The organism is Collinsella sp. LCP19S3_B11 (assembly GCF_052121915.1).
In the GTDB taxonomy this organism is placed as follows: Bacteria; Actinomycetota; Coriobacteriia; order Coriobacteriales; family Coriobacteriaceae; genus Collinsella.
The window spans coordinates 1-24744 of sequence record NZ_JBQKDI010000020.1 but is presented as its reverse complement, the minus strand read 5'-3'; the positions used below and the strand labels follow the sequence as shown (position 1 = coordinate 24744).

The window sequence follows — 24744 nt, the reverse complement described above, 5'->3', positions numbered from 1 at the left end:
CTTATGGGCCGTCGTTATCGATTTGCTGCTACTGCAGGTCCAGCTGGTCCAGGTATTCCTTGCCGTGCTCCGAGATATGGCGCTTGCGGCCCGCCTCGTCGCTGCCCAGCAGAAGGTTGAACATGGTCTCCATCTTGGTGACGTCTTCGGACTCCACCTTGATCAGACGACGCGTCTCGGGGTTCATGGTGGTGAGCCACATCATGTCCGGGTCGTTCTCACCAAGACCCTTGGAGCGGTTGATGGAGCACTTCTGGTCGCCGATCTCCTTAAGAATGCCGTTCTTCTCGAGCTCGGTGTAGGCAAAGTAGGTCTTTTCTTTGCAGTTGATCTCGTAGAGCGGCGACTCGGCGATATACACGTAGCCTTCGTCGATAAGCGTGGGCACCAGGCGATAGAGCATGGTGAGCACGAGCGTGCGGATGTGATAACCGTCGACGTCGGCGTCCGTACAGATGATGACCTTGTTCCAGTTAAGGTTGTCCAGGTCAAAGGCGCCGAGGTTCTTGATGCGCTTGTCCTTGATCTCCACGCCACAGCCCAGCACGCGCATGAGGTCCATGATGATGTCGGACTTAAAGATGCGCGGATAGTCCTCCTTTAGGCAGTTGAGGATCTTGCCGCGGACGGGCATAACGCCCTGGAACTCGGCATCGCGCGAGGTGCGAATGGCGCCTGCTGCCGAGTCGCCCTCTACGATGTAGATCTCGCGGCGGCTCTTGTCCTTGGAGCGGCAGTCGATGAATTTCTGCACGCGGTTGGCCATGTCGGTCTTCTGCTGCAGGTTGGTCTTGATGCTCTGGCGCGTCTTCTCGGCATTCTCGCGCGAGCGCTTGTTGATGAGCACCTGCTCCATGATCTTGTTGGCGGCATCTTTGTTCTCGATCAAGTAGGTCGAGAGGCGCTCCTTAAAGAATGCCGTCATGGCCTGCTGGATAAAGCGGTTGTTGATGGCCTTCTTAGTCTGGTTTTCGTAGGACGTTTGGGTGGAGAAGCAGTTGGTCACCAGCACCAGGCAGTCCTGGACGTCCTGCCACTTAATGCCGCTCTCGTTTTTGTTGTATTTGCCCTGTTGCTTAATGTAGGCATCGATGGCGCTGGTGAGGGCACTGCGGGCCGCCTTTTCGGGTGAGCCACCGTTCTCGAGCCAGGAGGAGTTGTGGTAGTACTCCTGCATCGTGAAAGTGCGCGAGAAGCACATGCAAGCAGTGATTTTTACGTTGTAATCGGGCAGATCCTCGCGATCGCGACCGCGACGGTCGGCCTCGATAAAGAAGGGCTCGGTAAGGTAGTCGGCACCGACCTTCTCGAGCACGTAGTCCTCGATGCCCTTGGGATAGCAGAAGTCCTCTTCGGAAAACTCGCCGTCGTCGCCCTCGATGCGCAGCCGGAAGGTCACGTTGGCGTTGACCACGGCCTGGCGGCGCATGGTCTCGCGATACCAATCGTGGGGGATGCTGATGGAGGTAAAGACCTCAAGATCGGGGCGCCACTTGATAGTGGTACCGGTGCGGTCCTCGTCGCTGGGCTCAATCTCGAGTGCCTTCTTTTTGGCGCCGACGACCTTGCCCTTCTTAAAGTGCAGGGAGTACTTGTTGCCGTCGCGCCAAACCGTGACGTCCATGTATTCGGAGGCGTACTGGGTTGCGCACGAGCCCAGGCCGTTGGTGCCGAGCGAGAAGTCGTAGTCGCCGCCCTGGTTGTTGTTGTACTTACCGCCGGCGTAAAGCTCGCAAAAGACGAGCTCCCAGTTAAAGCGCTTCTCGGAGGGGTTCCAGTCAAGCGGGCAGCCGCGGCCGTTGTCCTCTACCTGAATGGAGCCATCGCGAAAGGCGGTAAGGGTGATGAGCTTGCCGTAGCCCTGGCGCGCCTCGTCAACGGCGTTGGACAGGATCTCGAAGGCGGCATGCGCGCAGCCGTCGAGCCCGTCCGAGCCAAAGATGACGGCGGGGCGCAGGCGTACGCGCTCCTCGTCCTTGAGCTGACGAATACTGTCGTTACCATAGTTTGCGGTGTTCTTTGCCATGCTCGCTCTCTCGATGCTCCTTTGCCGCGTTTTAGTCATATAGATAGTCAAGGTAGCATAGCCCAGCCCTTGGGCGATTCCAACCAACACGAAATCCATCGAACAATCGTTCGGAGTTCGATGGGGATTCGTTTGCTCGCACAAAACCGAGTCGGTATTGTACGAGTAAGTTTGAATAGCGAACCGAAGTTGTAATGCCCGCATAGCGATGACGAATGAGCCGAGTCGGCGTCTCTCACAAAAGTAACTAGGAGCTAGCGGGGCCTATCCGAATTGACCTCATTGGCGGTATCGGCTTCGAGCGCCGTGCGGCGGGCGCTGTAGGCGACGAGGCCGGCGCCTGCCGCGGCGAGTGCTGCAGCGGCTGCCGTAAGGGGAGCGCATGTATCGCCCGTGCCCGCAAGCGCGCCCGCTTTTCCGGGGCGCTTGCTATTGTTGTGGTCCTTGCCGCTGCTGGAGCTGCTTCCGCCGGAGCCGCCGCCCTTGTCAGTACCGCCGCCACTCGAGCCGCCACCGTCGTCCGCCGTCATCGGTGCATCGTGAAGCCCCGTCGTATCCGCGCTGTCGCATACGCCGACCTGAACTTCTGAGCGTTCGCATGCCGCGTCGGGCACATGAAGCTCGTGCAGTACGGCACCCAGCGCCGAGTTTGCACCCGGTCGAATTTCCTCGAGCGTTACGGGATCGAGCGCCACCAGATTATGCGCCTTCGCATACAGCGTTACGCGTTTGCCCACTTCGTCGCTCCAGCTCTCGGGGATGGCAAAGCTCATGCGGAACTGTGCCGTGCAACCCGGTGCCAGCACGGCGTTGCCGTTGTCGGCTACCAGCGGGTGCGTTGCAAAACGTGCGCCCAGCGTCTCGAGCGCGTACTTCACGTGTGCCATGTCTTTGGCCGAAGCATCCTCGGCAAGCTCTGGATCGTAGATCGAAACCATGCGTGCGTTCAGTCCGAATCCGATGGATGCGCTGGAGAACGGCTGGCTGGAGCCCTCTCGGTACAGATCGATCGTGCCGGCGGTCAGCAAGGTGTTGCCGTCGTTTCGCACCGTGACCATGAAGGATTCGCCTGCTGCTCCGGGTACCACCGCGCCCGAGGTAGCGACCGCGCCCGTCGGAGTGGCACACGCCACCAAGGGCACTTCGATGCCGTGCAGCTCTGCCTCGCTCTTCTCCGCGCTCACAATGTGCGTGGCGAGTGCGGAGAGCATGCCTCCCGACGTCAAAAATGTCGTTATCTGATCGACGGGATGGTCCAGCTCGCACATCACGAACGGCTCCGTGAACAGATCGCCTGCCAAGGTGCTGGCGAAGATGCGGAAGTGCTTGCCCATCACTGCTACCGGGTTGCCTTCTTCGTCGTAGGTTTGTCCCACCTTGCCATCGGTGTTCTCTACATAGAGCACGCACCTGCCGTTGTTGCTTACGCTAAACGATGCCGGGCCACAGCCTGCGGCACCCACGGGCTGCGTTGCAAATGCCGATGCGCCTCGCGTCCAAGTAATATGCTGCAGTTGCTCGTTGACGGTTGCCAAAAAGCCCGAATGTTGTGGCCATGGCACCGCATGAGGTACCGTGGCGTCTGGTGACATAATGTCCCAGCACGCAATGGACTGGCCGATCACGGCGTACGATGCGCAGCCGCAACCGTCTGCGGTCTCGTACGCAACGGACACCACCATTTTGCCGTTGATATTCTCGGGCTTGCCCAGCTCGATACTCGATGGTGCTTGCGGAAAGCGGAGGACCTGACGGAACGTGAGACTGTCGCCCAAATCATCCGACCACAAGGTAAAGCATTCCAGCACAACCTCGGCCTCGCTGCCGAGCGCCTTTTCTGCGGTGGTTCCGCGGCGGTGGAGGTAGGCACCCGACAGGCGCCCGTCGACGAGCGTCTTGCCCACCGTGATACGCGGGCACTGCAGACAATGGTAGCCATCCTCCTGAAGGCGGCCGCGCGAGATGCTGCGCCACGACGTATACGACACCACGCGAACTTCGCTATTACTTATGCGCAGGCGCACGACGGACAGTATGCCGGCTGTGCTTGCCGTATCGAAAAGGGTGTTGTCACCTGCGGGGCGCTCGCCCGAGATCAGCAGCACGTAGGCGTCCTGGTTTCCTCTTCCGTCCGTATATTCCACCACGTCGAAGTCGTAATCGAATATGCCGTCGCGCTCCACGTCGCCCTCGCCAAACCCAAGGGGAAAGTCCACGGGAGTGGGAGCGGACCACGTGCCGTTTGCCTTTGTGTGCACCACCAGGCGCGAGCGGCCATTGTCGCCGTAGCGCACCGAGGCGATACGGAACAGACATTCTACGCCGGCAATCATTGCCAGCTTCATGTGAGCTTCGCTGAGCACGCCAGCAAACAGCACGTTGTCGCTCGAGGGTTTTATGCCGCCACGCTCGTCCTCCGATACACCAGCAGAATTGGCGTTGGGGTCCGCAACGGCGTTCGTCGCCTGCCCGATATAGGTGTACTCATACATCGGCGCGGCGTTTTCTATCAGTGTATGGACGAAATGCTCGATCTGTCCCGTGTCGTCGCTTTCTGCATCCGCCTCGAGCTTAATGCGCGTGACCGCTTGATTCCAATCGCGCACGACAGGCGCGACGTTTACGGCAGTGGCCTTAACCTCGGCGCGTGCGAGCAGCTCGGCGTTGGTGACGATGGTGGCCGATGCGATAAATTGCGGCACGCCGCCTGCCTCGGCGTTGCCGGCCGTGCCGAAGCGGGCATCCAACGTGTAAGGCGTATCTCCACCCAATGCGAGCTCAGAGCGCTGGAGCACATACTGGTTGCCATTGTTCACCGACATATTCCACGAATCGAGGAGTGTGGGCCACGACCCCGACCAAGCCTTGGTGGTCCACTTGAACATTACGAACTGGAGTATCACATCGACATCGACGTCTGCACCTACGCGCAGTCGCGGAAGCTGGTGTCCATCTGCCTTCTCGTACCCAATGAACAGCGTGAGGGATGCGGCGCCGCGCACGGCAGACGAAGCGACGCCTGCAACGCCGGCGCCAAAGGTGACGGCAAGCCCGATCTGGATGGTGAACGAGCCCGAGGTGTTTGAATAGTCGAGCGAAATGTTTTTAAAAAACGCCGCGCCGCTGCCGTGCGTGTGGGCACCCACGGCGAGCGCCAGCTTCGCCAGCACCCAGGGGTTGACGTTTAGGAAAAACGGCACCGGTCCTAGGGTAAACTGCTCGGTCCAATTGAGGTCGGTTCTTACCTGGAAGAGGGCCTTAATATTGCCAAATGCGGGGTCGTTGTTGTCACCCCAGGTTTTGCCCACCCAGTCGTAGGCGAGCGATCCGTACAGCTGTGTGGCGATATCCATCGTAAAACGCGGCGTGCAGTGGTGACGAAGCAGCTTAGTGTTCCTTGGATCGGTGCCCGAACCGGCACTCATACTTTTGTACTGATTCCACTTCCCCTCCATCTCGTCGAGGTAGCGGTTTGCCTGCTTGGCGCCCGACTCGCGCGGTGACTTCTTCCAGTATTCCGGATCCGGATTGCCCGAATCGTTCATGTAGCCGACCGGTTTGTATCCTCCGCCAAACAGCACGTATCCGGCAAAAGAGAAATCGAACAAAATGGGGAACGAGGGCATCCAGCACGTGAACTTATTGCCGCCGATGCCGGGAAACGCCGCCGGGAAATCAAACGGAGTAATCTCTTGGTCCATGGTGGTGGGGACGATAGTGGTCGAGCCCGATTCTGCCTTTGCGGCCGGCGCGGTGACAACGGCCATGGGGGAGGAGAGTGTATAGGTCTTGCCCTGATAGTCGAGGACAAAGCGCAGCTTGCATCCTTCCTCCAGAAGGCCCGAAGCTGCATCGAGGAACGTGTCTTCGAGTGTGAACGTTGCCAGATTATCCGAACCCGATGCACTGGCCTTGACTTGGCCAATTTGCGTGACGGTTTCGGATGAGCTGCTCGTGGCGGGCATTACCTTGTTGATGCACAGCGTTGCCTGTCCACCCTGTGGCAGATGTGCCTGCACGGTAAAGGCGTGCGTGTCGGGTTGGTCGTTTCCGGCGTCGTCCTTCGGCAGTGCCATGAACGTGGCGTCGGCGTACTGGATGTCCCACTCGTCGAACGTAAGCTGGCGAAAGTACGGCTCACCGTCGGAAAGCGGACGTGTGGGCGCGGTAATGGCGGTGCCGCCCTGGATGCGCGTGAGGGGGATCTCGACATCACGGTAGCCCGCCATGCTGATGGAGATGCCACCGTTAAAGTCGTACGCGTCGAGAAGCGTTGCCTGGTCCACGTAGCCTTCCGAAAGCGGCGCGACCTCAAAGATGGCCGTGCCCTCGTCGTCGGTAGTGGCGGAGATCTGCTTGCCCGCGGCATAACGCGACGCGAGCGTGACCTGGGCTCCTTTGATGGGCATATTCTTGTTGGCGACGTCGACCACGACCACACCAAACATGGTGCGCGAGAGAACGAGCACCTTGAAGGGGTCTTCTTCGTCGGCATAGGACTCGGTGGGGGCGAATGGCAGTATGAAGGCGTTTGCGCTGCTCGGCACGCGAGGCAGCATGATGCCTGCCAGCGAGGATGCTCCGGCGATAAGTAGCGAACGACGATCAAGCATTTTGGGCTCCCATCCCGCAAATAACGGAGGAAATAATCCTATTTTGCGAGAAGGTGCCCCGTGGCGGTAGTGCCGTTCAAGGGTCAAAATGTCCAAATTGATCGAGCGAAGCACCGGGTTCCGGAACGCGTTCGATGCGCTTGGCAGCCCGGTCGCTAACGCAACATATGCGCGACCAGCTCGGCGCGAGTTCCGATACCAAGCTTGGCATACACTCCTGATAGGCGGTTTTTAACAGTGCCCGGCGATACTTCCATGTGGCGTGCGATTTCGGCGTTGGTCCATCCGCGGCAGGCGAGCATGGCCATGGTGAACTCCGTGGTCGTTAAATCGTCGGCCACGTCCTCGCCCGAATCGGGGTTGTGGATGCGCCGCCAGCCGTAGCTGAATCGATACGTAATCTCGATGATGCGTGCGAAATCGTCAGGGTATTGCGCTTTTAGGCACGCCTCGATGAGCCCCTGTAAAAGGCCGTGGTGCTCGCCAATGAGCTCGATGAGGCCGTCGGGGCGCGCAATGTCCCAAGCGGCTCCGAAATGTGCCTTTGCGGCGTCGATGTCCTTGAGGCTCATGCATGCCATGGAAGCCGCCAGGTGCAGGAACAGTTCCGAGATGGGATAGCTTCCCTGTTTCATGATCAGGGCATTTTCCACCATGCCCAGGCTGCGGCCGTATTCGCCGCGCAGATACAAGGCGTGCGCCATCACGTAGCTGGCGAACAGGCGCAGGCCTTCGGGTAAATGCGCCGCAAGCGGATAAAACTCTTCGGCGGAATACGGGGAAGGCAAGTGCAGCAGGACGCTCGCGGCCGAGGCGAACAGGATATGCATGGCGTGGACGGCAGGCGATTCCTCGTCGGCCGGCGTATCGAGGATGCCAGTAAGGCACCGGCGGGCATCGGCGATACGGTTGAGCGACAGACTGGCGTATCCGCAGATAAAGCATGCGGAATAGCGCAGTGCGGGGTCGGTGGCGTCAAGATAGGGGCGCGCCGTCTTGGCAGCGAGGGTGGCCTGTCCGCGAAAGTACAGCGCTTCTGCCGTGGCAATGGCGCGCGAATCGGGGTCGGAAATGCCTGCAACCGCAGCGTCAATCTGCCCCGGCACAAAGGCGGTGCACATCAACGGCATGGGAACGCAAGGGTAGCCATCGCAGTCCATCTTCCATCTCCCAACAGCTGGCAACAATAGCAGCAATTGTACTCCTGTTACTCGGGACTGGAATTTGCGGGTATGGCATACGATTACGCAGAACGTATAAAGGAAGAGTCTATTGGCGATGCTGCCAAGGTGGCTACCGAAGCCTAGCTGAGCTCGACAATAGGAAAAATTGCCACCCCTGCAAAAAGCTTTGTCGCAGCGATGGGAAACACATCTTGTTCTGCATATAATGAGGTCATATGACGGTGCGTCTGCATACGTGTGACGCATTCCCATCGAACCGAAAAGGAGCTTTGCATGGATTCCAACAAGCGTCCCGACGACATGGTGCGTATCACCACTTCCGAACTTGCCCAGGTGTTCATCGATGAGCAGGTCGCTGCAATCCGCGAGCAGATCGGCGACAAGAAGGTCCTGCTGGCCCTTTCCGGTGGTGTCGACAGTTCGGTTGTCGCGGCCCTACTCATCAAGGCCATCGGCAAGCAGCTTATCTGCGTGCACGTGAACCACGGCCTGATGCGTAAGGGCGAGAGCGAGCAAGTCGTCGACGTCTTCAAGAACCAGATGGACGCCAACCTGGTCTATGTGGACGCGACCGATCGCTTCTTGGATAAGCTCGTGGACGTCGAGGAGCCCGAGGCCAAGCGCAAAATCATCGGCGCCGAGTTCATTCGCGTGTTCGAGGAGGAGGCCCGCAAGGTTGGCGACGAGGTCAGCTTCCTCGCCCAGGGCACCATCTACCCCGACATCCTGGAGTCCCAGGATGGCGTGAAGGCCCACCACAACGTGGGTGGCCTGCCCGAGGACCTGCAGTTTGAGCTTTGCGAGCCCGTCAAGCTGCTGTACAAGGACGAGGTCCGCGTCGTGGGCCGCGAGCTCGGTCTGCCCGAGAACATGGTCGAGCGTCAGCCGTTCCCCGGTCCCGGCCTGGGCGTCCGCTGCCTTGGTGCCATCACCCGCGACCGTCTTGAGGCGCTGCGCGAAGCCGACGCCATCGTGCGCGAGGAGATCGACAAGGCAGGTCTGACCATCTGGCAGTACTTCGCCGTGGTGCCCGACTTCCGTGCCACCGGCGTGCGCGAGGGCAAGCGCGCCTACGACTGGCCCTGCATCATCCGCTGCATCAACACCGTCGACGTGATGACCGCCGAGGTGCCTGAGCTCGACTGGGCACTGCTCAAGCGTATTACCGCTCGCGTCACAGCCGAGGTTCCCGGCATCTGCCGTGTGTGCTACGACCTCACGCCCAAGCCCGTCGGCACCGTTGAGTGGGAGTAAGCTTTTTGGGCTGCTTTGATCATAGTTCCATGAATGGGGAGGCCTCGCGCGATTGCGCGGGGCCTTCTTTTTCGAAAAGAGCTGCCGTCGTGGTGTTGCCACTGTCCATCGTGCTTGCCATCGCCTCTGGTGTTGCCCCTGAGCAGGGCTGGTTTGCGACGAGAACTAGCAGGGCTTGTTGGCGGCACGAGCGAAGCAGGTTGTTTCGCATTGAGCGCGCTGGGCAGAAGAAGGCCATAATGGAGTGTGCGCACAATTTGTTTTAGAGGAGGATGCCGCATGGCAAAAGACGAACAAACAGGCTGGATTGTTGAGATGCTCATGGCCAGTGTGTCGGTGGCGCCCGCGGCTCTTTTGGAAGAGGCTATGGCAGATGAGCGCTGCGTGGATTTTGGCCCCATCCACCATTTTATTGTGGGCGCGGTGCTGCTTGCGTGCTGGCGCAACGCCGAAGCATCTGGGGAGCGAGATGCGATGCTCAAAGACGATCTTGCCGATTTGATGTCTCGTTCGGATTGCGTGCCGGGGGCAACGTGTGCCCGCTGGGGCATGTGCGGGGCAGCTGCGTCTGCGGGCATGGCATATGCAATCGTGCGCGGCAATGCGCCGCTGCGTAGTGAAGGCTGGCAGGAGGGACAGCTTATGGTTTCGGAGCTGCTCGCCGCCATCGCGCGCTCGGGAAGTCCGCGGTGCTGCAAGCGAGACGCGCGCGTGGCGATTCGTGAGGCCGTTTCGTTTTTTAACGCGCTCGGCGGACCACAGCTTAAAGCATGGGAGAAGACGCCAGCCTGCGATAGCTATGCGGCCAATACAGTGTGCATGGGCGAAAAGTGTCCGTATCATCCTGCGATGCTGAGCGCTGAGGAGAGATTGAAGGCACAAGCGACGAAGCCAGAATGACCGACCTTGCGGCGCCACAAGTTGGCGCCCATATGCAACGGACGCCCGCTGTCGAGTAGGCGTCCGCTAAGTTAATCAAATGTAGATGGGATTATCGGGTCATTAGACCCTTGTCGTCCTCACCAGATGGGCCATGTTTTCCCCGAGCTGGCGCAGCATGTCCTCGCCAAAGGGGTTGTCGCCGCTGTTAAACATCATGTTCCAGTAGGTCGACGAGGCCACTGGCATGCCACTGAATGTAAAGCAGCGGTTCAGTTCATCGAGTGTTGAGGTGGACCCCACCCGCCAAAGCGTCGTCACCGCGCATGCCGGCTTGCCGGCGAACCGTCTTCCGTGCACGCTCGCGGCGTAAAACGCGCGGTCGAGCAGCGCGAGCAACGCGCCGTTTGCTCCTGCAAAGTAGACCGGCGTACCCACCACGAGCTCCTGGTCGAGCGTCTCGGATATCGCCTTTACCGCGCGCTTGGTGGCACAGTACACGCCCGAGAGCGGTCCGACGTTGTAAGCGCCCAAGCTGCTCACGTTGAACACATGGCCGGAGCGGCGGGCCCTCATACCGGGCAGCACCGCGCGCACGGCATGGCGTTGGTTCTGTGCGCATGGGCCCCTTGCTTTTGTGTGCGCGAAAGGGGCAGTTATTCGTCACATTCCCGCGCAACGTGCTCGATAAGCTCCTCTTGGCTTACCGGACGCCCCTGATTAAGCATCAGGTATTCCATGATTCCCGTTTCCTTGCGCGTAAGAGATAGAGCCTCACTGTCCACGGAAGCGATGCGCGCCTTGGTGTCAAAGCTGAGCTTTCCGCAGGTTAAAACTATGTCGCTTTGTGTAAAGCGTCTGAGGGTAAGGCTGCGGATCCTTGCCGCAAGCTCGTCCAGATGAAACGGCTCGGTGAGGCAATCGTTGGCGCCGGCATCGAGTCCGGAGACTTTAACGGATACTTCACCACGCGCGGACAGAATCAGTACCTTGGTCTCGCAGTCGGGCAAATACGTCTGTCCGTAGGGTGTGCTCGAGGGCGCCATTCCGCTGGCCATTGCCAACGCCGGTATTTGATCTGCGCTGGGGTGGCTCTTTATCTGGAAACTTGTCGTTCTCATTGCCGTGGTAGAGCAGAGCGTTTTGTTCTACCGCCCCTTCTGCAAATGGATTTGTTCACTCGGCGCATTCTATGCGCTCATGAATAAGGTGTCCCTACTGGGGATTCGGGTTGACGCATGCAAATGTGTCTCGTGCGGCAAGTGTTCAAAGGTTTGTCAGATGGACGTCGATGTGGTCCGCGCGTCCAATCATGCCGAATGTATCCGGTGCGGAAAGTGCATCGGGGCCTGTCCCGTCGATGCCATCAGCTATCGCTATGGCCTGGATGCGTCGGCAGCAAAGCTCCCTCTGACCGCCGATAAAAAGTAAACAAGCTTCGACAAAACGGAGGAATGACCATGAAGCTTTCTAAGATTGCGGCCTTGTTTATGGTGCCGGTGCTGGCCTTGTGTCTTGTGGCATGTTCGGCGCCCGGTGGCAACGCGAGCGAATCTACGAGCTCCGATCCTAAGATCGCGGAGCTCATCGCGCAGGAGCCGACCAATGCCGACGAGGCCGCCGAGCTGTATGCGAAGCTCATGCAAAAGGAGAACGATATCCTTTCGAGCGATAGCGCACTGTGGGAAAAGGTGTTTCTTGCCGCCAATAAAGATATGCCGATGATTGAGGACGGCAGCAATTACGGCGATTTCCTGCTCAAGACCATCGACGGCGCCAAGGTAAACATCTGATCCTGCCATGGAGGGACTCCATGGCAGGATCAGATCATTGATGTTGATAAGACGCGCGAAAGTGGCACTTAGCGGTCAATCACAAAATTGTCCATCTCGACGAGCTCACGAGCCTTCTCCTGACCTTCGATGGCCTCGCGGAGACGCTTGGCGTAATATGTCATGCCATTGGCGATGTCGATGCGCAGACCGATTTCGGCGCGTTGATAGAGCGCCAACGCGCGCAGGGGATTACGGTCGATGCCACAAGAGGGGGCGTCGGGGTCAATGAGCATAGAGGCTATGCGAATGGCGGGCTGGGCGAACTCTGCATCGTCGCGGGCAAGCTCAAGACTGCGTTCGTACAGGCGGTATGCTTTTGACCTATCTTGCGGCACGGCGCGACCGCGGCTGAACATGTCGCCGAGTTTGTACACCGCCTCGCTGGAGGGCGCAAGCGCTGCGGCAAGCGAATACCACTGATAGGCTTTGGCATGGTCGGGCTTGCCAGTCCTTCCGTACTCGTAGATATAGCCGAGGTTGATGATGCTCTGGAAGCAACCTGCGTCGGCCGCCATTTCGTAGAGTTCCGCGGCCTTGGCGTAGTCCTGCTCAACAAGGTCTCCCATATAGTAGAGGGCGCCTAAATCGTTCATACAGGCTCCGCTGCCGGACGAAACTCCCAGCCTGTAGCCCAAGACGAGCATTTCCCTAACTGCTGAAGACATACGGGCCGCACGGTAGATGCGCTCTCTGTTTTCGCAGATATACTGGGCATAATCATCGCCAGGCGTGGAGAATGCAACGTTTGCCATCTCGGCGAGGAGGTCTTTTTCCTGCTCGGGCCCATAGATAAGATCTTCGGAAGGAAAACCCTCGTTGTATTCGTCCTCGCCATGGTCGACAAACTCCATGCCGGCAAGTTCTGCCATGCGCGCAACGTCTTCCTTTTCGACTCCATATGCGTTGTTGGGATTAAGGTCCATCGTTTGCTCCTTTCGGATTGTCTACTGTTTTGTATCGTATCAAGTGATGGAGACCGCGGAATTTCCATTTCGCTGTACGGCAGGTCAGAGCGCTTACCGCTTTTCAAGCTCACCCACAAAGACGGGTCAAAGTGCCTCCGCAGGCTTAGGCTCGGGTGAATACAGTTCTCCCTGGGGGTTTACGCCGATGGGGTCTGAGCAACAATCGAGCCATTCTTCGGATGCTAAATCGCTGATGGGCTGCTGTTCGCATACGGCACTGAAATTGATGCGTATGGCATCAATTTCAAGTTCGGGTGCTGCCGGCACCGCATCGATAAAGTAACGCCAGCGTTCGTCGTCCAAAAGATGCAGCAGCGTAATTTGTGTCTTTCCGTGGTATTCGTACGCATCGAGCACTAAAAAACGAGACTCCGACGGGGTCGCACAGTGTCCTCGATCGGCGTCTTGCTCCAATTCGGTTAGATCGATGATGCGGTTCAACAGGATGAGAAGACGATGCGATGTGCTCATGCCGCCAATGTGGGACGATATGTCAGCGGGGTTCTTGCTGCGAAAGATTGTGCCGGGCTTGTAGAGCGCGGCGACCTGAGGTGAAAGATCGGTGTCTCGTACATAGGTATTCAGCCCGGACAGCATGTAATCGAGGGCACTTTTATAATCCTTCGCACTGGCGCTGTCCTTAGGCGTGCCTGTTTGGCCGCAATCGTTCATGGTCGCCTTCCGTATTGTTGCCGCGGAGAAGATTGCGGCATGGCTGCTCTTTATCGGCGAGCATATCAATCCGTGTGGACATCTTTTTGATTATCACGGCGGCTTGCGCCATTCGGCAAAGGTTCTCATCAACCGCGCCGCCACGGGACTCTTGAAGTGGTGGATGTTTCCAACGCGATTCTTGGCAAACCACTGCCCGCCGTCAGTACGATCGACAGCTCGGATCTTATCCTCGAGAAAGGTGGCTTACAGGAAGGCTGGCACGGCGTGCTGGCGCTGGGCAGCGAGGTTTCGGATATCGCTCCAGGGGATGCACTCACAATTGACTAATGTGACAAAGTGACAGTTCCTTTGTCACATTATCGGCGGTATGCGCGGGATGGTACGTCACGCGATGTGCCGTCCTGCTCGTTTTTTGGCGCGCTTCGTTACATTCCTCACTTGCGCCGGTAAAAAATGGGGATAGAGTAGGACAAACGCGTCGAATACGAACGGCGGGGGAGAGCGGGCAAGGTGCCTGCGCAGGAGAGGTTGCCGTCCATGCTGGAGCTCAAAGGAATTTGCAAAAGGTATGTTACGCAGTCGTTTACGCAGGTGGCGCTCGACAGCGTGAGCCTGTCTTTTCGGGATAACGAGTTCGTGGCCATTCTGGGGCCCTCGGGTTCGGGTAAGACCACGATGCTCAACGTTATCGGCGGACTCGACCACTTTGACTCGGGTGACCTGCTGATCGACGGTATTTCGACCAAGGACTTTCACGATCGCGATTGGGATGCCTATCGCAACAACCGCATCGGCTTTGTGTTCCAAAGCTATAACCTCATTCCACATCAGACCATTTTGGAAAACGTGGAGCTGGCGCTTGCGCTCACGGGCGTGGGGCACGCCGAGCGCCGCCAGCGTGCGCGCAAGGCGCTCGAGGCCGTTGGTCTGGGCGAGCACGTGAACAAGCGCCCGAGTCAGCTTTCGGGTGGACAGATGCAGCGCGTGGCCATCGCCCGCGCCCTGATTAATGATCCCGAGATTGTGCTGGCAGACGAGCCGACCGGCGCCTTGGATTCCACAACGTCCGTGCAGGTCATGGACTTGCTCAAGGACGTCGCGCGCGACCGTCTGGTTATCATGGTCACGCATAATCCCGATCTGGCGTACGAGTACGCCACGCGCATCGTCAACCTGGCGGACGGCAAGATTACCGACGATTCTGATCCTTTCGATGTCGCTGACGCCACGCGCCGCGAGGCCAAGCCTACGCGCAAAACCTCGATGAGCTTTGTGACGGCGCTGGGGCTTTCTGCCCGAAACCTTATGACCAAGAAGGGCCGTACGGCCATGACGGCCTTTGCGGGCTCGATTGGCATTATTGGCATCGCGGCGATTTTGGCGCTGTCCAATGGCGTAAACGGCTACATCAAAAAGGTCGAGGAGGATACGCTTTCGAGCTACCCGCTTACCATTTCCAAGCAGGATTACGACCTGTCGTCCATGATGGGCGAACAGGGGGCCACGGATGACGATACGTCCAAGAACGAGGGTTCGTCCGACGACGGCACCGACGGTAAGGCTCAGGGAACCAAAAAGATTCCCGTGGTCACGGCCGTAAAGGATATGTTCGCAAGTGTTAAGTCCAACGATATGACGAGCTTTAAGGCATGGCTTGACGGCGGCGGCGACGGTATCGACAAAGAGGTCAACGCCATCCAGTACGGTTACGGCGTGACGCCGGTTATCTATCGTGCCGGCAAGGGCGATGAGAAGCCTGTCCGGCTGGTGCCCAACGCTATGACCGAGGCCATGAGCGGTGGTGCGAGCTCGGCGGCAACGGTGAGCATGGACTCCATGGGAACCTCGGTCTTTAACGAGATGATCGACGATCAGAGTCTGCTCGACAGCCAGTACGATGTCGTCGCCGGCCATTGGCCTACGTCTGCTCACGAAGCCGTAATGGTGCTTTCGAGCCGTGGAACGGTGGGCGACTATACGCTTTACAGCATCGGTGCGCTGGATATCGATGAGCTCAACGACCTGGTGAACAGTGCCATGGCCGCCGACGGTAAGATTGAGACGCCTGAGAGCGGCGCCGACTTTACTTACGACGATGCGCTGTCCACGACGTTTAAGGTGTTGTCGCCGGCCGATGCTTATCGCAAAAACGAAGAGACCGGCATGTGGACTGACATGTCTGGCGACGCCGACTTTATGACGGCCAAGGTTGCCGACGGTATTGACGTGCACATTGTGGGCGTGGTGCGACCTAACGAGACGGCCAATGCGAGCGCGTTATCTCCGGGCATTGCCTATACGCATGCGTTGACTCGCCAGCTTATGGAGCGCGCCGCCAATTCGCAGATCGTGCAAGAGCAACTTGCCCACCCCGAGACGGATGTCTTTACGGGCAAAACCTTCGACGAACTGCAAGGCGAGGCCAGGCAAGGCGTGGATCTGGGCAGTATGTTCAGCGTGGACGAGGCAGCGCTCAAGAGCGCGTTCTCGTTCGATGCGTCTGCACTCTCGGGTTCTGCCGGTGGCATGGATCTTTCGGGCATCGATTTGTCGGGCCTGGATATTGATCTTTCGGGCGTTGGCAAAGACATCGACTTAAGCGACATCATGGCCAAAGCGCCGACCCCCGATTTTTCGGGCATCTTTGACGGTCTGGAGCTCACGCCCGAGCAAATGCAACAGGTGGGAACGCTTGCCAACCAACTATTTGAGGGCTTTTTGCAGTCTGATCAGTTTAGGGCGCTGTCACCCGAAGATCTCAAAGACGCGTCAAAGCTTGCTGCCGCATTCTCGGCGTATCTCGAGAACGATGTTGTGGCGCAGCAGTGCCTGGCGCAGCTCAAGGCGCTCGGCGGCGATGCCCTGGCCGAGCGCCTGCAACAGGCGATGACCGACTATGTCCAAAATCAGTTGGCTCCGTATCTGCAGCAGGCTATGGATCAGGTGATGAAGGCGATCAGCGAGCAGGTGGCAACGACCGTGTCGACCCAGCTCAAGGCCGGCGCGGCAGGGCTCATGGACCAGATGGTGACGCAGATATCTTCGAGTTTTGCCAACCTGGCGAGCGCCATGCGCGTGGATGCGAGCGCCTTTGCTCGTGCCATCCACTTCAACATGGACGCCGAGGACCTGAGCTCGCTCATGATGAGCTATGCCAAGGCGTCGAAGCTCACCTACGACAACAATCTGACCACGTTGGGCTACGCGGATGAAGCGGATCCCATCTCGGTCAAGATTTTCCCGCGCGACTTTGAGGCCAAGGAGCGCGTACTCGACCATATCGATGCGTACAACAAGCAGGTCAAAGCCGCCGGCCACGACGAGCAGGCAATCTCGTACACCGACTACATGGGCATCATCATGGGCTCGGTGACTGATATCGTGAATACCATCAGCTTGGTGCTCATCGCGTTCGTGAGCATCAGCCTGGTCGTGAGCTCCATCATGATCGGCATCATCACCTACATCAGCGTGCTGGAGCGCAAAAAGGAGATTGGCATCCTACGCGCGATCGGTGCGTCGAAGCGCAACGTGGCAAACGTGTTCAACGCCGAGACCTTTATCGAGGGCCTCATTGCCGGCGTCTTTGCCATTGTCGTTGTGGTGGCCGTGAGTTTTCCGGTTAATGCCTGGGCGCTTGCTGCCAAACAGGTACCCAATCTGATGAGCTTGCCCGTGCAGGATGCGCTGGCGCTCATTGCAATTTCGGTGCTGCTGACGGTCGTTGCCGGCCTGCTGCCGGCCCGCAGTGCATCCAAGAAAGACCCCGTGGAAGCCCTGCGCTCCGAATAATGTGACAAAGGGACTGTCCCTTTGTCACATTGAGTGACATGTAAATCGAGGTCTAATACTTTTCCCGAGAAGTGAACGAGTCAAAATGGACCCCCGAAGCATCGACACTTATTGAAGGCGGTTTCCTGCGGTTTTGCCAGCCAAATCCTGCGGGTTTGGCGTCTAAAAATGTCGATGCTTCGGGGGTCCAAATATAGCCGTTCACTTCTCGGGAAAAGTATTAGACCTTGAGATATAGACGGCGTTTGCGAGCGTCAATTAGAGCGTAAGTTGCTAGTCCTCCTTTGCGGAGAGCATGAGGCTAATTTCCGGATGGGTGTACTTGTCGAACTCTTCTTTGGGCTCGGTGTCAAAGGTGTAGTACGACTTGATAGATTCGTCCTCCGTCTTGATGCTGATTTCTTCATATAGGGATCCGGCTAAAAATGCCTGTTTAAATTCATCCGACAGGCTGCATGGCGTGAGGAGGCCCGGTGTGGCAACGGAAATGTCTAACCCGTTGAGCGGGGCGCAGAGTGTCGCGATATCCTGCTCGCTGCAGGCGAGGTTGTCTGCAAGGCTTGCCTCGGGGTCGATCTGACTGGTGTAATCGACGTCCGTGAGCATGCCATCTGCATCGAAAGAAAGGTAGACATAGGCTGCTTGAGCGCCGAGGTCATTATCAAGCAGATAGCCGGTAATGCGGTAGCCGTAGTCGTGATACGACTCGTATGGGTCGTCTGCCGCGACGCGTTTGCACGCGGGCTCCAAGGCATCTTGCGCGGCGAGCACGCCGGCGACCTCCGCGGAGCGGTCTTTGTTGGTTTGGGCTACCGCAAGCCTGCTCTGCAGCTCCTTCCACTGTTTGCCCTGCATTCCAAAGCGCGGCGCAAGAGCGCAATAGCAAAAGATGACGAGTTCGATTGCGGTGAGTGCAATGGCGGTATATATGCCCGCGGATTGGAATTCCTTTTGGTGGAACGCGACATCGTTGATCATTTGGTGCGGCAACATCAACAGGCATGCTACGAACGACATGACGAGTGCGGTCGCTGCGATTTTGGGGTATGTGCAGTACCGCTGGATGCGTTTCTTTTCTTGCTCGGTGAGCAGCTGCATGGGGCCTCGACTCTCATCGTTTTTCGAGGGCGATGCGCACACACTCTTGAGTATAGATGAGCGGAGGGTGTCTGTTGTTCAGACATGGCGGTCAACAGCTTGCTGTTGGTGATCGCTTGATCGCGAACGTCCTCTTTTGGACAAGGAAAAAGTGGCGAGTGAGGGAGCTGCTGTGGGGCGGCCCTGCTTGCTGTTTGTGGGCGCCATTCACCTTCGTTGCACAGGGATGGTCGGAGGGCTGGTTGGTGTCAAGCAACCGCCTCCGCCTTGTGGGCCGCCTCGGGGACAAGGCATAATGCATGTGACAAAGGGGCGGTTCCTTTGCCGCATTGATTTGAGAGTAGATGTTGATGATTCTATCGTTGGCCCCCATGGAGGGGATTACCGGGCATGTGTTCCGTCGCGTGCATGCGGAGTGCTTTGGCGCGCTCGATTGCTATTACACGCCGTTTTTGCCGCCGCCGCGGGTGGGAAACCGCTTTGGCGGCAAGGCGTTTAAGGAGATCGATCCTGCCAACAACCAGGGGCTCAACGTAGTGCCTCAGCTGATGTCTAAGAACGCGGACGAGTTTGTGTGGGCGGCGCAGGTGCTCGCCGACATGGGCTACCGCGAGGTCAATCTCAACCTTGGCTGCCCCTCGGGGACGGTTGTTGCCAAGGGCAAAGGATCGGGCTTTTTGCGCAACCTCGATGAGCTCGAGGTGTTCTTGCGTGATGTGTGCGAGCGCTCGCCGTTGCCGGTATCGGTAAAAACCAGGCTGGGGCTGGAGAGCGACGACGAATACGAGCGCGTGCTCGATCTGTACTGTCGCATGCCGCTGGCAGAACTGATCGTGCATCCGCGCATACAGAAGGATCGCTATACGGGCTCGCCGCGCAAAGAGTTTTATGGCGAGACGCTGGAGCTGGCGCCGTTTCCGGTGGCATACAACGGCGATATTTTTGATCTTGAGGACATGGAGGCGCTGGTGGAGGCCTATCCCGGTACACGCCATGTGATGCTGGGGCGTGGCTTGCTTGCGAACCCCGCGCTGGCTCGCATGGTCAAGGGCGGTCCTGCTGCCACGGCAGCCGAACTGCAGCGCTTCCACGACACGCTGTTTGCGGCATATGCAGAAGAGATTGGCGGCAACGCGGTCTTTCGCATGAAGGAGTGGTGGTTCTACGCTAAATGCGCCTTCGCCGATCCTGCTACCGTTCACAAACTCGTACGCAAGACTAAAAAGGTCGACGAATACCGCGCCGCCGTCGACCGCGTTTTCCGCGAGCAGCCGCTCGCGCCTACCGCTCGTTTCCACGGATAACTGATCTGTAGGGGGACGAAGGAAGCAAATCGTCTTGTTGGTGCCAACTCCCAGAGGCTTGGGACTGGCACCAAAAGTTGTGCAAGAAACTTGCCAAAATGTGATGATGCTATGACTATTTAAAATATTTACAATGTGATAATACTTGAGCTATAAACCTGAAGCGTATTTCGCTTAAGCCATAAGAATAGCGATGTAAGATAGTTGTGCCGGCATTCTGCCGGGCTCGATACGAAAGGAAAGGCATTCCATGAAAAAACGCTCCCATGCCGTTCTTGCGGTAACAGCAGGGCTTATGACATCCCTCTGCTTTCTTGCGCCTCAGGCTTTTGCGGATGGCGGTTTTGCTTCTGTTTCCGAGCCTGCCGTTGAGGCGTCTTCGGTGAGCACGGTTGCCAAGCCCCAAGTCGATGCCGCGTCTGCGAACGAATCTGGCACGCCTGTCGCCTCTTCTGCCGAATCTGCTGCGACCGCTCCCTCCTCGGCTCCTGTTGACGCAAGTGCTTCTGCGGGCGCAAGGAACGGTGCTTCTGTCGCAGAGTTTAATGGGACCCCGTACGCGACCTTTGATGAAGCGCTCGCTGCTGCCAAAAACACGAACGGCGCGACCATCAAGCTCCTTGGCGATGCCGAGACTTCGGGCCTTGATTTGCACAAGGACCTCACCATCGACGGCAATGGCCACGCGCTGAAGTTCACCCAGAAGAAGGGCATTGCCCTTTGGGGTAAGGCTCTGACGTTCAAGAACGTCAACGTGACCATGACCGGCATCGGCTCCACTCCGTATACCGCCGAGTGGAATTGGATGTCTGTGTGCGCGAGCAAGGATGCCTCGCTCACGCTCGATGGCGCTACGCTTACCATGGACGGTACCGGTACCGCCAGCAATGTGCATGCCATCTATTTCTGCAGCAACAACAAGCTAAACTTGAAGAATGGCTCTAATCTCACCATTAAGAACTACAGCCAGGACGCTCTTGAGTGGGATGGTGGTGACGGTGGCTACAACGTGAATATTGAAGGTGGTTCCACCTATATCTCCGACCACAACCGCTCTGGCTTTACGGGCACGTTCTATGCCACTATCGATTCGTCGACGGTCAAGGTTCTTAACAGCAAGGGCAACGGCTCGAACGGCACGTACTACACCATCAAGAACGGCTCCGAAGTCACGTTCGATAACAGCGGCACCTGGGGTATTTCCGCTTGGCGCATCGACATGAGCAAGGGCTCGAAGCTCTATGCGAATGACAACGGGTACAGTGGCATCTGGACTCGCGTGCTTAACGTTGATTCTTCTTGCCTGGTTGACGTCGAGGGCAACGGTACAAAGGGACCCGCCGCGAAGAACGGCGGCATTTTCTTCCAGGGCAACAAACAATACACAAGCGTGATTGAGAAGGGCGCAAACGTCACCATCAAAAATAATGCGGGCTCTGGTATCTACACTGAGCAAGATGTTTGCAACCTGACCATTGGCTCTGCGACCATTACCAATAACGGCACTGGCGCCTGCAACAAGGACGGCATTGGTGCCGACATGGGCGGCGGCGTCTATAACGTGGGCACTATGAGGCTCGACTCGTCGGTTGTTATCTACAACAACCACGCCGCGAACGCCGGCGATGACATCTACAGCACCAGTGCTGGCGACACTGATTTTGGCAATGTTGGCACTGGCTGGATCCTTGATGACTGCGACCACACGATTGACGGCTGGTATGTTGACGGGAAGGACTCTCGCTGGTCCGCCCATGGCGAGGCCAAATATGTAGAGGCTGCTCAACCTGGTACTTACGAGGCAAAAGAAGCCCCTGTTGCATTCAAGGCTGCCCACGGCCTCGTAAGCGTCAGCTACCAGTATGTCGGCGAAGCCCCCGAGAAGGCAAAGTTGCCCGATGCCGATGAGGGCCTTGAGGTTGGCTCTGCGTATGCCGCCAAGGAGCAGAAGGCTGTCGATGGTTGGACGTTCGATGGTTGGTATACCGACGAGGGCTGCACGGTCCTGTGGAACGACGGCGATTCGCTGACGGGTTCGATGACGCTCTACGGCAAGTGGACGAAGAAGCCCGTTCAGCCGAGTGAAAAACCCAAGACGGAGATTGCCAAGAAGACCAAGAGCACCAAGAGCACCAAGTCACTCCCTTCGACCGGTGATAAAAGCAGCGCCGTGATGACTGCCGCCCTCGCCGGTGTTGGCACTGCGGTGCTCGGCTTTGGTGAGGCGATTCGTCGCAGGGCCAATTCCAATAGGTAGTTGATGGTTGGCAGGTCACGCTTACGGTGAGCTACATCGCTAAGCGCATTTGTTCAATTTAGGGCGTGGGTGGCTAGAGCGAGCCACCCACGCCCTTTCGTTTGACCCTCGGGGCGGAGAAAACGGATCACCTGTGCCGGGCCCATGCAAAAAGCTGTACGCCAGCATCCAAAGATGTCGAAAAGTGTCGACTTTGGATACTGGCGTACATGTTTGGCCGTATGGGTTGGGGCCTTGGACGGACGGGATGCGCACGCTAGAGCAGGTTCTCCTGTACCCATGCGATGATGTCGCTCGATTCGTAGAGTGGTTTGCCGTCGATGAACAGACAGGGAACCTGGCGTTTTCCGCCGACGGCGATGAGCGTCTGCTCGGCATCGGGGTCGGTCGAGATGTTGCGCTCAGGGATGGTCACACCGTTATCGGCAAGGAAACGCTTGACCTTCATGCAATACGGGCAGCCGGTCATAACGTACAGCGTGAGCTCATGATTAGTAGCCATAAGTCTCCAATCGGTTGAGGTTTTGATTGAAATACCCAAAGCCGCCGCGGTCTATGCATGAGCTGACGACGACTCGATGGCCTGTACCAGAAACGCCGTGGCTCCGGTGCCGCAGGGCTTGTCGTAGTAGTCGATAAAGCGCTGGTCAGCAAGATAGCCGTGGGCGAGGCCCAGGTATGCTTCGTCTTGGGGCTTGTGCCCCCAGTTAAGGCCAATCCATCGACGGTGCATCGCGACAAGTTTGCGGGCCTCGCTTCCATCCGCATCGCCGTCGCCCATGGCAATCGAAAGCTGACCCAGAATAGCGCGTTCAAGTTCCTTCATGTCGTTCCATGTCTCGGGGTCCATGTCCAGCAGTGCTTCGTTTGCTGCGTCGATCGCCTCGTCGCCATAGCGCGCCCGCGCCTCGGCACCGTAGCGCTCCTCGTTTTCTTGCACGGAGCGCCAGCGCTCCAGTTGCGGCAGGACGGCGCCCATGAGCGAGACGGCTTCGTCGAGCGACATGCCGGTGTTTTGCGCCAGCCGCGGGGCACAATCCTCGATCATCGCCTCCATGGTGGTGTCGTAGGTGTACTTGCCGTGGTCGTAGCACCACTTGCAGTAATGGTCGGTCATGGCGCCCACAGCATCGGTGCCGCAGTCGTCGGGTGTGAGTATCATGCCGCAGCTCTGGCAATAGTGCTCGGGCATTTCGAGCAGGTGGGACAGCGGTTCTCCGGTTACGGCGGCAATGAGCTTCATCATGTCGATGCCCGGGGTGACTTCGCCGCGTTCCCAACGGCTGACGGCTTGGCGTGTGACGAAGAGCTTGGCGGCGAGGCCTTCCTGCGTGAGATTGTGCGCGCGGCGGATGGCGACGAGCTTGTCTGCAAATGCCATGACGACTCCTTCCTGCGGGTTTGTTCGCTGGTTAAAGTATGGCCGCGGGTACGCGGGCTGCCAAGCAATCGTTGGTTGCGCATAACGAAAAGCCCCGCCGGAATATCCGACGGGGCTCCATTCAATGGCAAGAAGAGCGCGGCCTAGAGCTCGTTGCGCTTCTTCATGACAACGGCGGCGCCGAGGGCGGTCGCGCCGAGTGCGACGATGGCGAGGGCGTTCGCGCTCTGGTCGCCGGTCTGGGGAAGAGCCTTGCGAGAGGTCTTCTTTGCAGCGGGCTTCTCGGTCGAGGGCTTCTCGGCGGGGGCGGCAGCAATCTCGTGGGTGTTCGTGATTGTTCCCTCGTTGCCAACGGTCGCGTTGTCCGTGGTGTAGCCGTCGATGTTCGCCTGGGTCACCTGGTAGGCGATCTCGTGGCGGACACCGTTCTCGTCATAGGCGTACTTGCGGACGTTGTCGAAGACGACGTTGTAGGTGTCGCCGTTCTCCACAATGACGGCCTGCGCGTCAGTGGGCTCGCCGTCAGCGGTGAGCGTGAGGTACTTGGCGAAGTCCTCGGCGCTCGGGCGGATACCGTCCTTGTTGGAGGAGTCCTTCCAAGCGACAGTTACGTTTACTTGGGTGTAAGCGGGGGTGATGGTGAGCGTGCCGGGGACGACTTGGACCTGAACAAAGCCGCTGGTATCGTCGCCGACGAGCTGATAGTAGTGGTAGCCCTCGTAGTCGAAGCTGCCGATGCCCGTGCGGTTTTTGGCGGTGTTGCTGGTGTAGGGCGCAGGAATCTTCTCAGGGTCGGTCGCGACGGTGATGTCGTACTCACCGGGCGCGTAGTTGGCCTTCTCGGCGGCATCGCAGCTGAGGATGAAGTCGGAAAGGTTGAGGGGGTTGTTGGGGTTGCCGCTCAGCACGTTGAGGTCGGCGGCGAGGGAGGGCTTTTCCTCGCCCTCCTGCATGGTCACGTTCGGGACTTTGAGCTGATACTGCGTCCAGACGCTGTGGCGAATTGAGTTGTCGGCGTAGTCCTTGTACTCGCCGATGCCGTGAATGTTCTCCCACACGAAGCCGGCGGCAGTCATTCCTTTGTCGGAATTCTTCCACTCGGTCTCGCTCGAGGGATTCCAGCTGCGCTGGTCTGTGTAGTAGTACTGGCGGACGAAGTCCTCGCCCTCAACGAGCTCCTCGCCCTTCTCGTTCTTGACGGTGCTCTTGAAGTGGTGCTCCTGGCCGTTATAGGAAACGGACTGTGGTGCGGAGGCCGTGAACTGACCGGCCTGGCCGGCCAATGCGGTCGCCGGCAGCGCGAGGACGACGGCGGCAACGAAGGCCACCGCTAAAGCAACAAATCTGATATGGCTGTGCTTCACTTGTGTTCCCCATTACAGTCTGAAGTGGGCCACCGATAAATTTCGATGGCGAGCATTCGGCGCATTGCCTACGATACGGGCAAGCCCCGAGGGGCCGCCGATCGGGCGCCTCCGGAT

At 58.3% G+C, this 24744-nt stretch carries 19 protein-coding genes; 8 read left to right on the top strand and 11 right to left on the bottom strand.

From position 1 onward, the window contains the following. Window positions 1-28: 28 nt before the first annotated feature. The 3 genes from ACTQV4_RS09270 to ACTQV4_RS09260 all read right to left on the bottom strand — a co-directional run bounded on the left by ACTQV4_RS09270 (window position 29) and on the right by ACTQV4_RS09260 (window position 7769). Window positions 29-2026 (bottom strand): DNA gyrase/topoisomerase IV subunit B, encoded by a 1998-nt coding sequence (locus ACTQV4_RS09270; protein WP_441554633.1) that lies wholly within the window; start codon window positions 2024-2026, stop codon window positions 29-31. A gap of 254 nt (window positions 2027-2280) precedes the next feature. Continuing rightward, window positions 2281-6639, bottom strand: coding sequence for a hypothetical protein (locus ACTQV4_RS09265; RefSeq protein WP_441569701.1), 4359 nt, complete (start codon window positions 6637-6639; stop codon window positions 2281-2283). A 155-nt stretch (window positions 6640-6794) separates the two neighbouring features. Then, window positions 6795-7769, bottom strand: a complete 975-nt coding sequence (locus tag ACTQV4_RS09260) for a helix-turn-helix domain-containing protein (RefSeq protein ID WP_441563535.1) — start codon at window positions 7767-7769, stop codon at window positions 6795-6797. Window positions 7770-8096: 327 nt separating this feature from the next. Here ACTQV4_RS09260 and guaA point away from each other — a divergent pair, with 327 nt between their 5' ends. Further along, entirely contained in the window at window positions 8097-9077 is a 981-nt protein-coding gene (gene guaA, locus ACTQV4_RS09255) for a glutamine-hydrolyzing GMP synthase (RefSeq protein WP_427794284.1), read from the top strand. A gap of 279 nt (window positions 9078-9356) precedes the next feature. After that, a complete protein-coding gene (locus tag ACTQV4_RS09250; protein WP_441569700.1) occupies window positions 9357-9977 on the top strand; it encodes a DUF5714 domain-containing protein in 621 nt (206 codons plus the stop codon). 102 nt (window positions 9978-10079) lie between these two features. On the opposite strand, the gene ACTQV4_RS09245 is transcribed toward ACTQV4_RS09250, so the two are convergent. Continuing rightward, on the bottom strand, window positions 10080-10553 hold the full coding sequence (locus ACTQV4_RS09245; protein WP_441540999.1) for a flavodoxin family protein: 474 nt from the start codon (window positions 10551-10553) through the stop codon (window positions 10080-10082). A gap of 59 nt (window positions 10554-10612) precedes the next feature. Beyond that, window positions 10613-10966, bottom strand: coding sequence for a response regulator transcription factor (locus ACTQV4_RS09240; RefSeq protein WP_441569699.1), 354 nt, complete (start codon window positions 10964-10966; stop codon window positions 10613-10615). Between the two features lie 271 nt (window positions 10967-11237). On the opposite strand from ACTQV4_RS09240, the gene ACTQV4_RS09235 reads away from it, so the two are divergent. Both ACTQV4_RS09235 and ACTQV4_RS09230 read left to right on the top strand, forming a co-directional pair. After that, the gene (locus ACTQV4_RS09235) at window positions 11238-11387 is read left to right on the top strand and encodes a 4Fe-4S binding protein (protein ID WP_427719404.1); all 150 of its coding nucleotides are present in this window, start codon (window positions 11238-11240) and stop codon (window positions 11385-11387) included. Window positions 11388-11416: 29 nt separating this feature from the next. Next, window positions 11417-11749 carry a hypothetical protein gene (locus ACTQV4_RS09230; RefSeq protein WP_427719385.1) on the top strand — a complete coding sequence of 111 codons (333 nt, stop codon included), beginning with the start codon at window positions 11417-11419 and terminating at the stop codon, window positions 11747-11749. Window positions 11750-11817: 68 nt separating this feature from the next. On the opposite strand, the gene ACTQV4_RS09225 is transcribed toward ACTQV4_RS09230, so the two are convergent. Both ACTQV4_RS09225 and ACTQV4_RS09220 read right to left on the bottom strand, forming a co-directional pair. Continuing rightward, window positions 11818-12714: a tetratricopeptide repeat protein gene (locus tag ACTQV4_RS09225; RefSeq protein ID WP_441541003.1), complete on the bottom strand. Its 897-nt coding sequence runs from the start codon at window positions 12712-12714 to the stop codon at window positions 11818-11820. Window positions 12715-12840: 126 nt separating this feature from the next. Further along, a complete protein-coding gene (locus tag ACTQV4_RS09220) occupies window positions 12841-13428 on the bottom strand; it encodes a hypothetical protein (protein WP_441541005.1) in 588 nt (195 codons plus the stop codon). A 159-nt stretch (window positions 13429-13587) separates the two neighbouring features. Here ACTQV4_RS09220 and ACTQV4_RS09215 point away from each other — a divergent pair, with 159 nt between their 5' ends. Next, window positions 13588-13758 (top strand): hypothetical protein, encoded by a 171-nt coding sequence (locus ACTQV4_RS09215; RefSeq protein WP_195838573.1) that lies wholly within the window; start codon window positions 13588-13590, stop codon window positions 13756-13758. A 210-nt stretch (window positions 13759-13968) separates the two neighbouring features. Next, entirely contained in the window at window positions 13969-17223 is a 3255-nt protein-coding gene (locus ACTQV4_RS09210; protein WP_441569698.1) for an ABC transporter ATP-binding protein/permease, read from the top strand. 273 nt (window positions 17224-17496) lie between these two features. On the opposite strand, the gene ACTQV4_RS09205 is transcribed toward ACTQV4_RS09210, so the two are convergent. After that, window positions 17497-18321 carry a hypothetical protein gene (locus ACTQV4_RS09205; RefSeq protein WP_441569697.1) on the bottom strand — a complete coding sequence of 275 codons (825 nt, stop codon included), beginning with the start codon at window positions 18319-18321 and terminating at the stop codon, window positions 17497-17499. 371 nt (window positions 18322-18692) lie between these two features. Between ACTQV4_RS09205 and ACTQV4_RS09200 the strand changes: the two genes are divergently transcribed. After that, window positions 18693-19625 carry a tRNA dihydrouridine synthase gene (locus ACTQV4_RS09200; RefSeq protein ID WP_441569696.1) on the top strand — a complete coding sequence of 311 codons (933 nt, stop codon included), beginning with the start codon at window positions 18693-18695 and terminating at the stop codon, window positions 19623-19625. A gap of 250 nt (window positions 19626-19875) precedes the next feature. Next, window positions 19876-21882, top strand: a complete 2007-nt coding sequence (locus ACTQV4_RS09195) for an InlB B-repeat-containing protein (RefSeq protein WP_441541013.1) — start codon at window positions 19876-19878, stop codon at window positions 21880-21882. Window positions 21883-22138: 256 nt separating this feature from the next. Here ACTQV4_RS09195 and ACTQV4_RS09190 read toward each other — a convergent pair whose 3' ends face one another. The 3 genes from ACTQV4_RS09190 to ACTQV4_RS09180 form a co-directional block, all read right to left on the bottom strand. Then, window positions 22139-22384, bottom strand: a complete 246-nt coding sequence (locus ACTQV4_RS09190) for a glutaredoxin family protein (RefSeq protein WP_154516949.1) — start codon at window positions 22382-22384, stop codon at window positions 22139-22141. 51 nt (window positions 22385-22435) lie between these two features. Beyond that, on the bottom strand, window positions 22436-23263 hold the full coding sequence (locus ACTQV4_RS09185) for a TipAS antibiotic-recognition domain-containing protein (RefSeq protein WP_441541015.1): 828 nt from the start codon (window positions 23261-23263) through the stop codon (window positions 22436-22438). 143 nt (window positions 23264-23406) lie between these two features. After that, window positions 23407-24591: a Cna B-type domain-containing protein gene (locus ACTQV4_RS09180; protein ID WP_441569695.1), complete on the bottom strand. Its 1185-nt coding sequence runs from the start codon at window positions 24589-24591 to the stop codon at window positions 23407-23409. Window positions 24592-24744 lie beyond the last annotated feature (153 nt).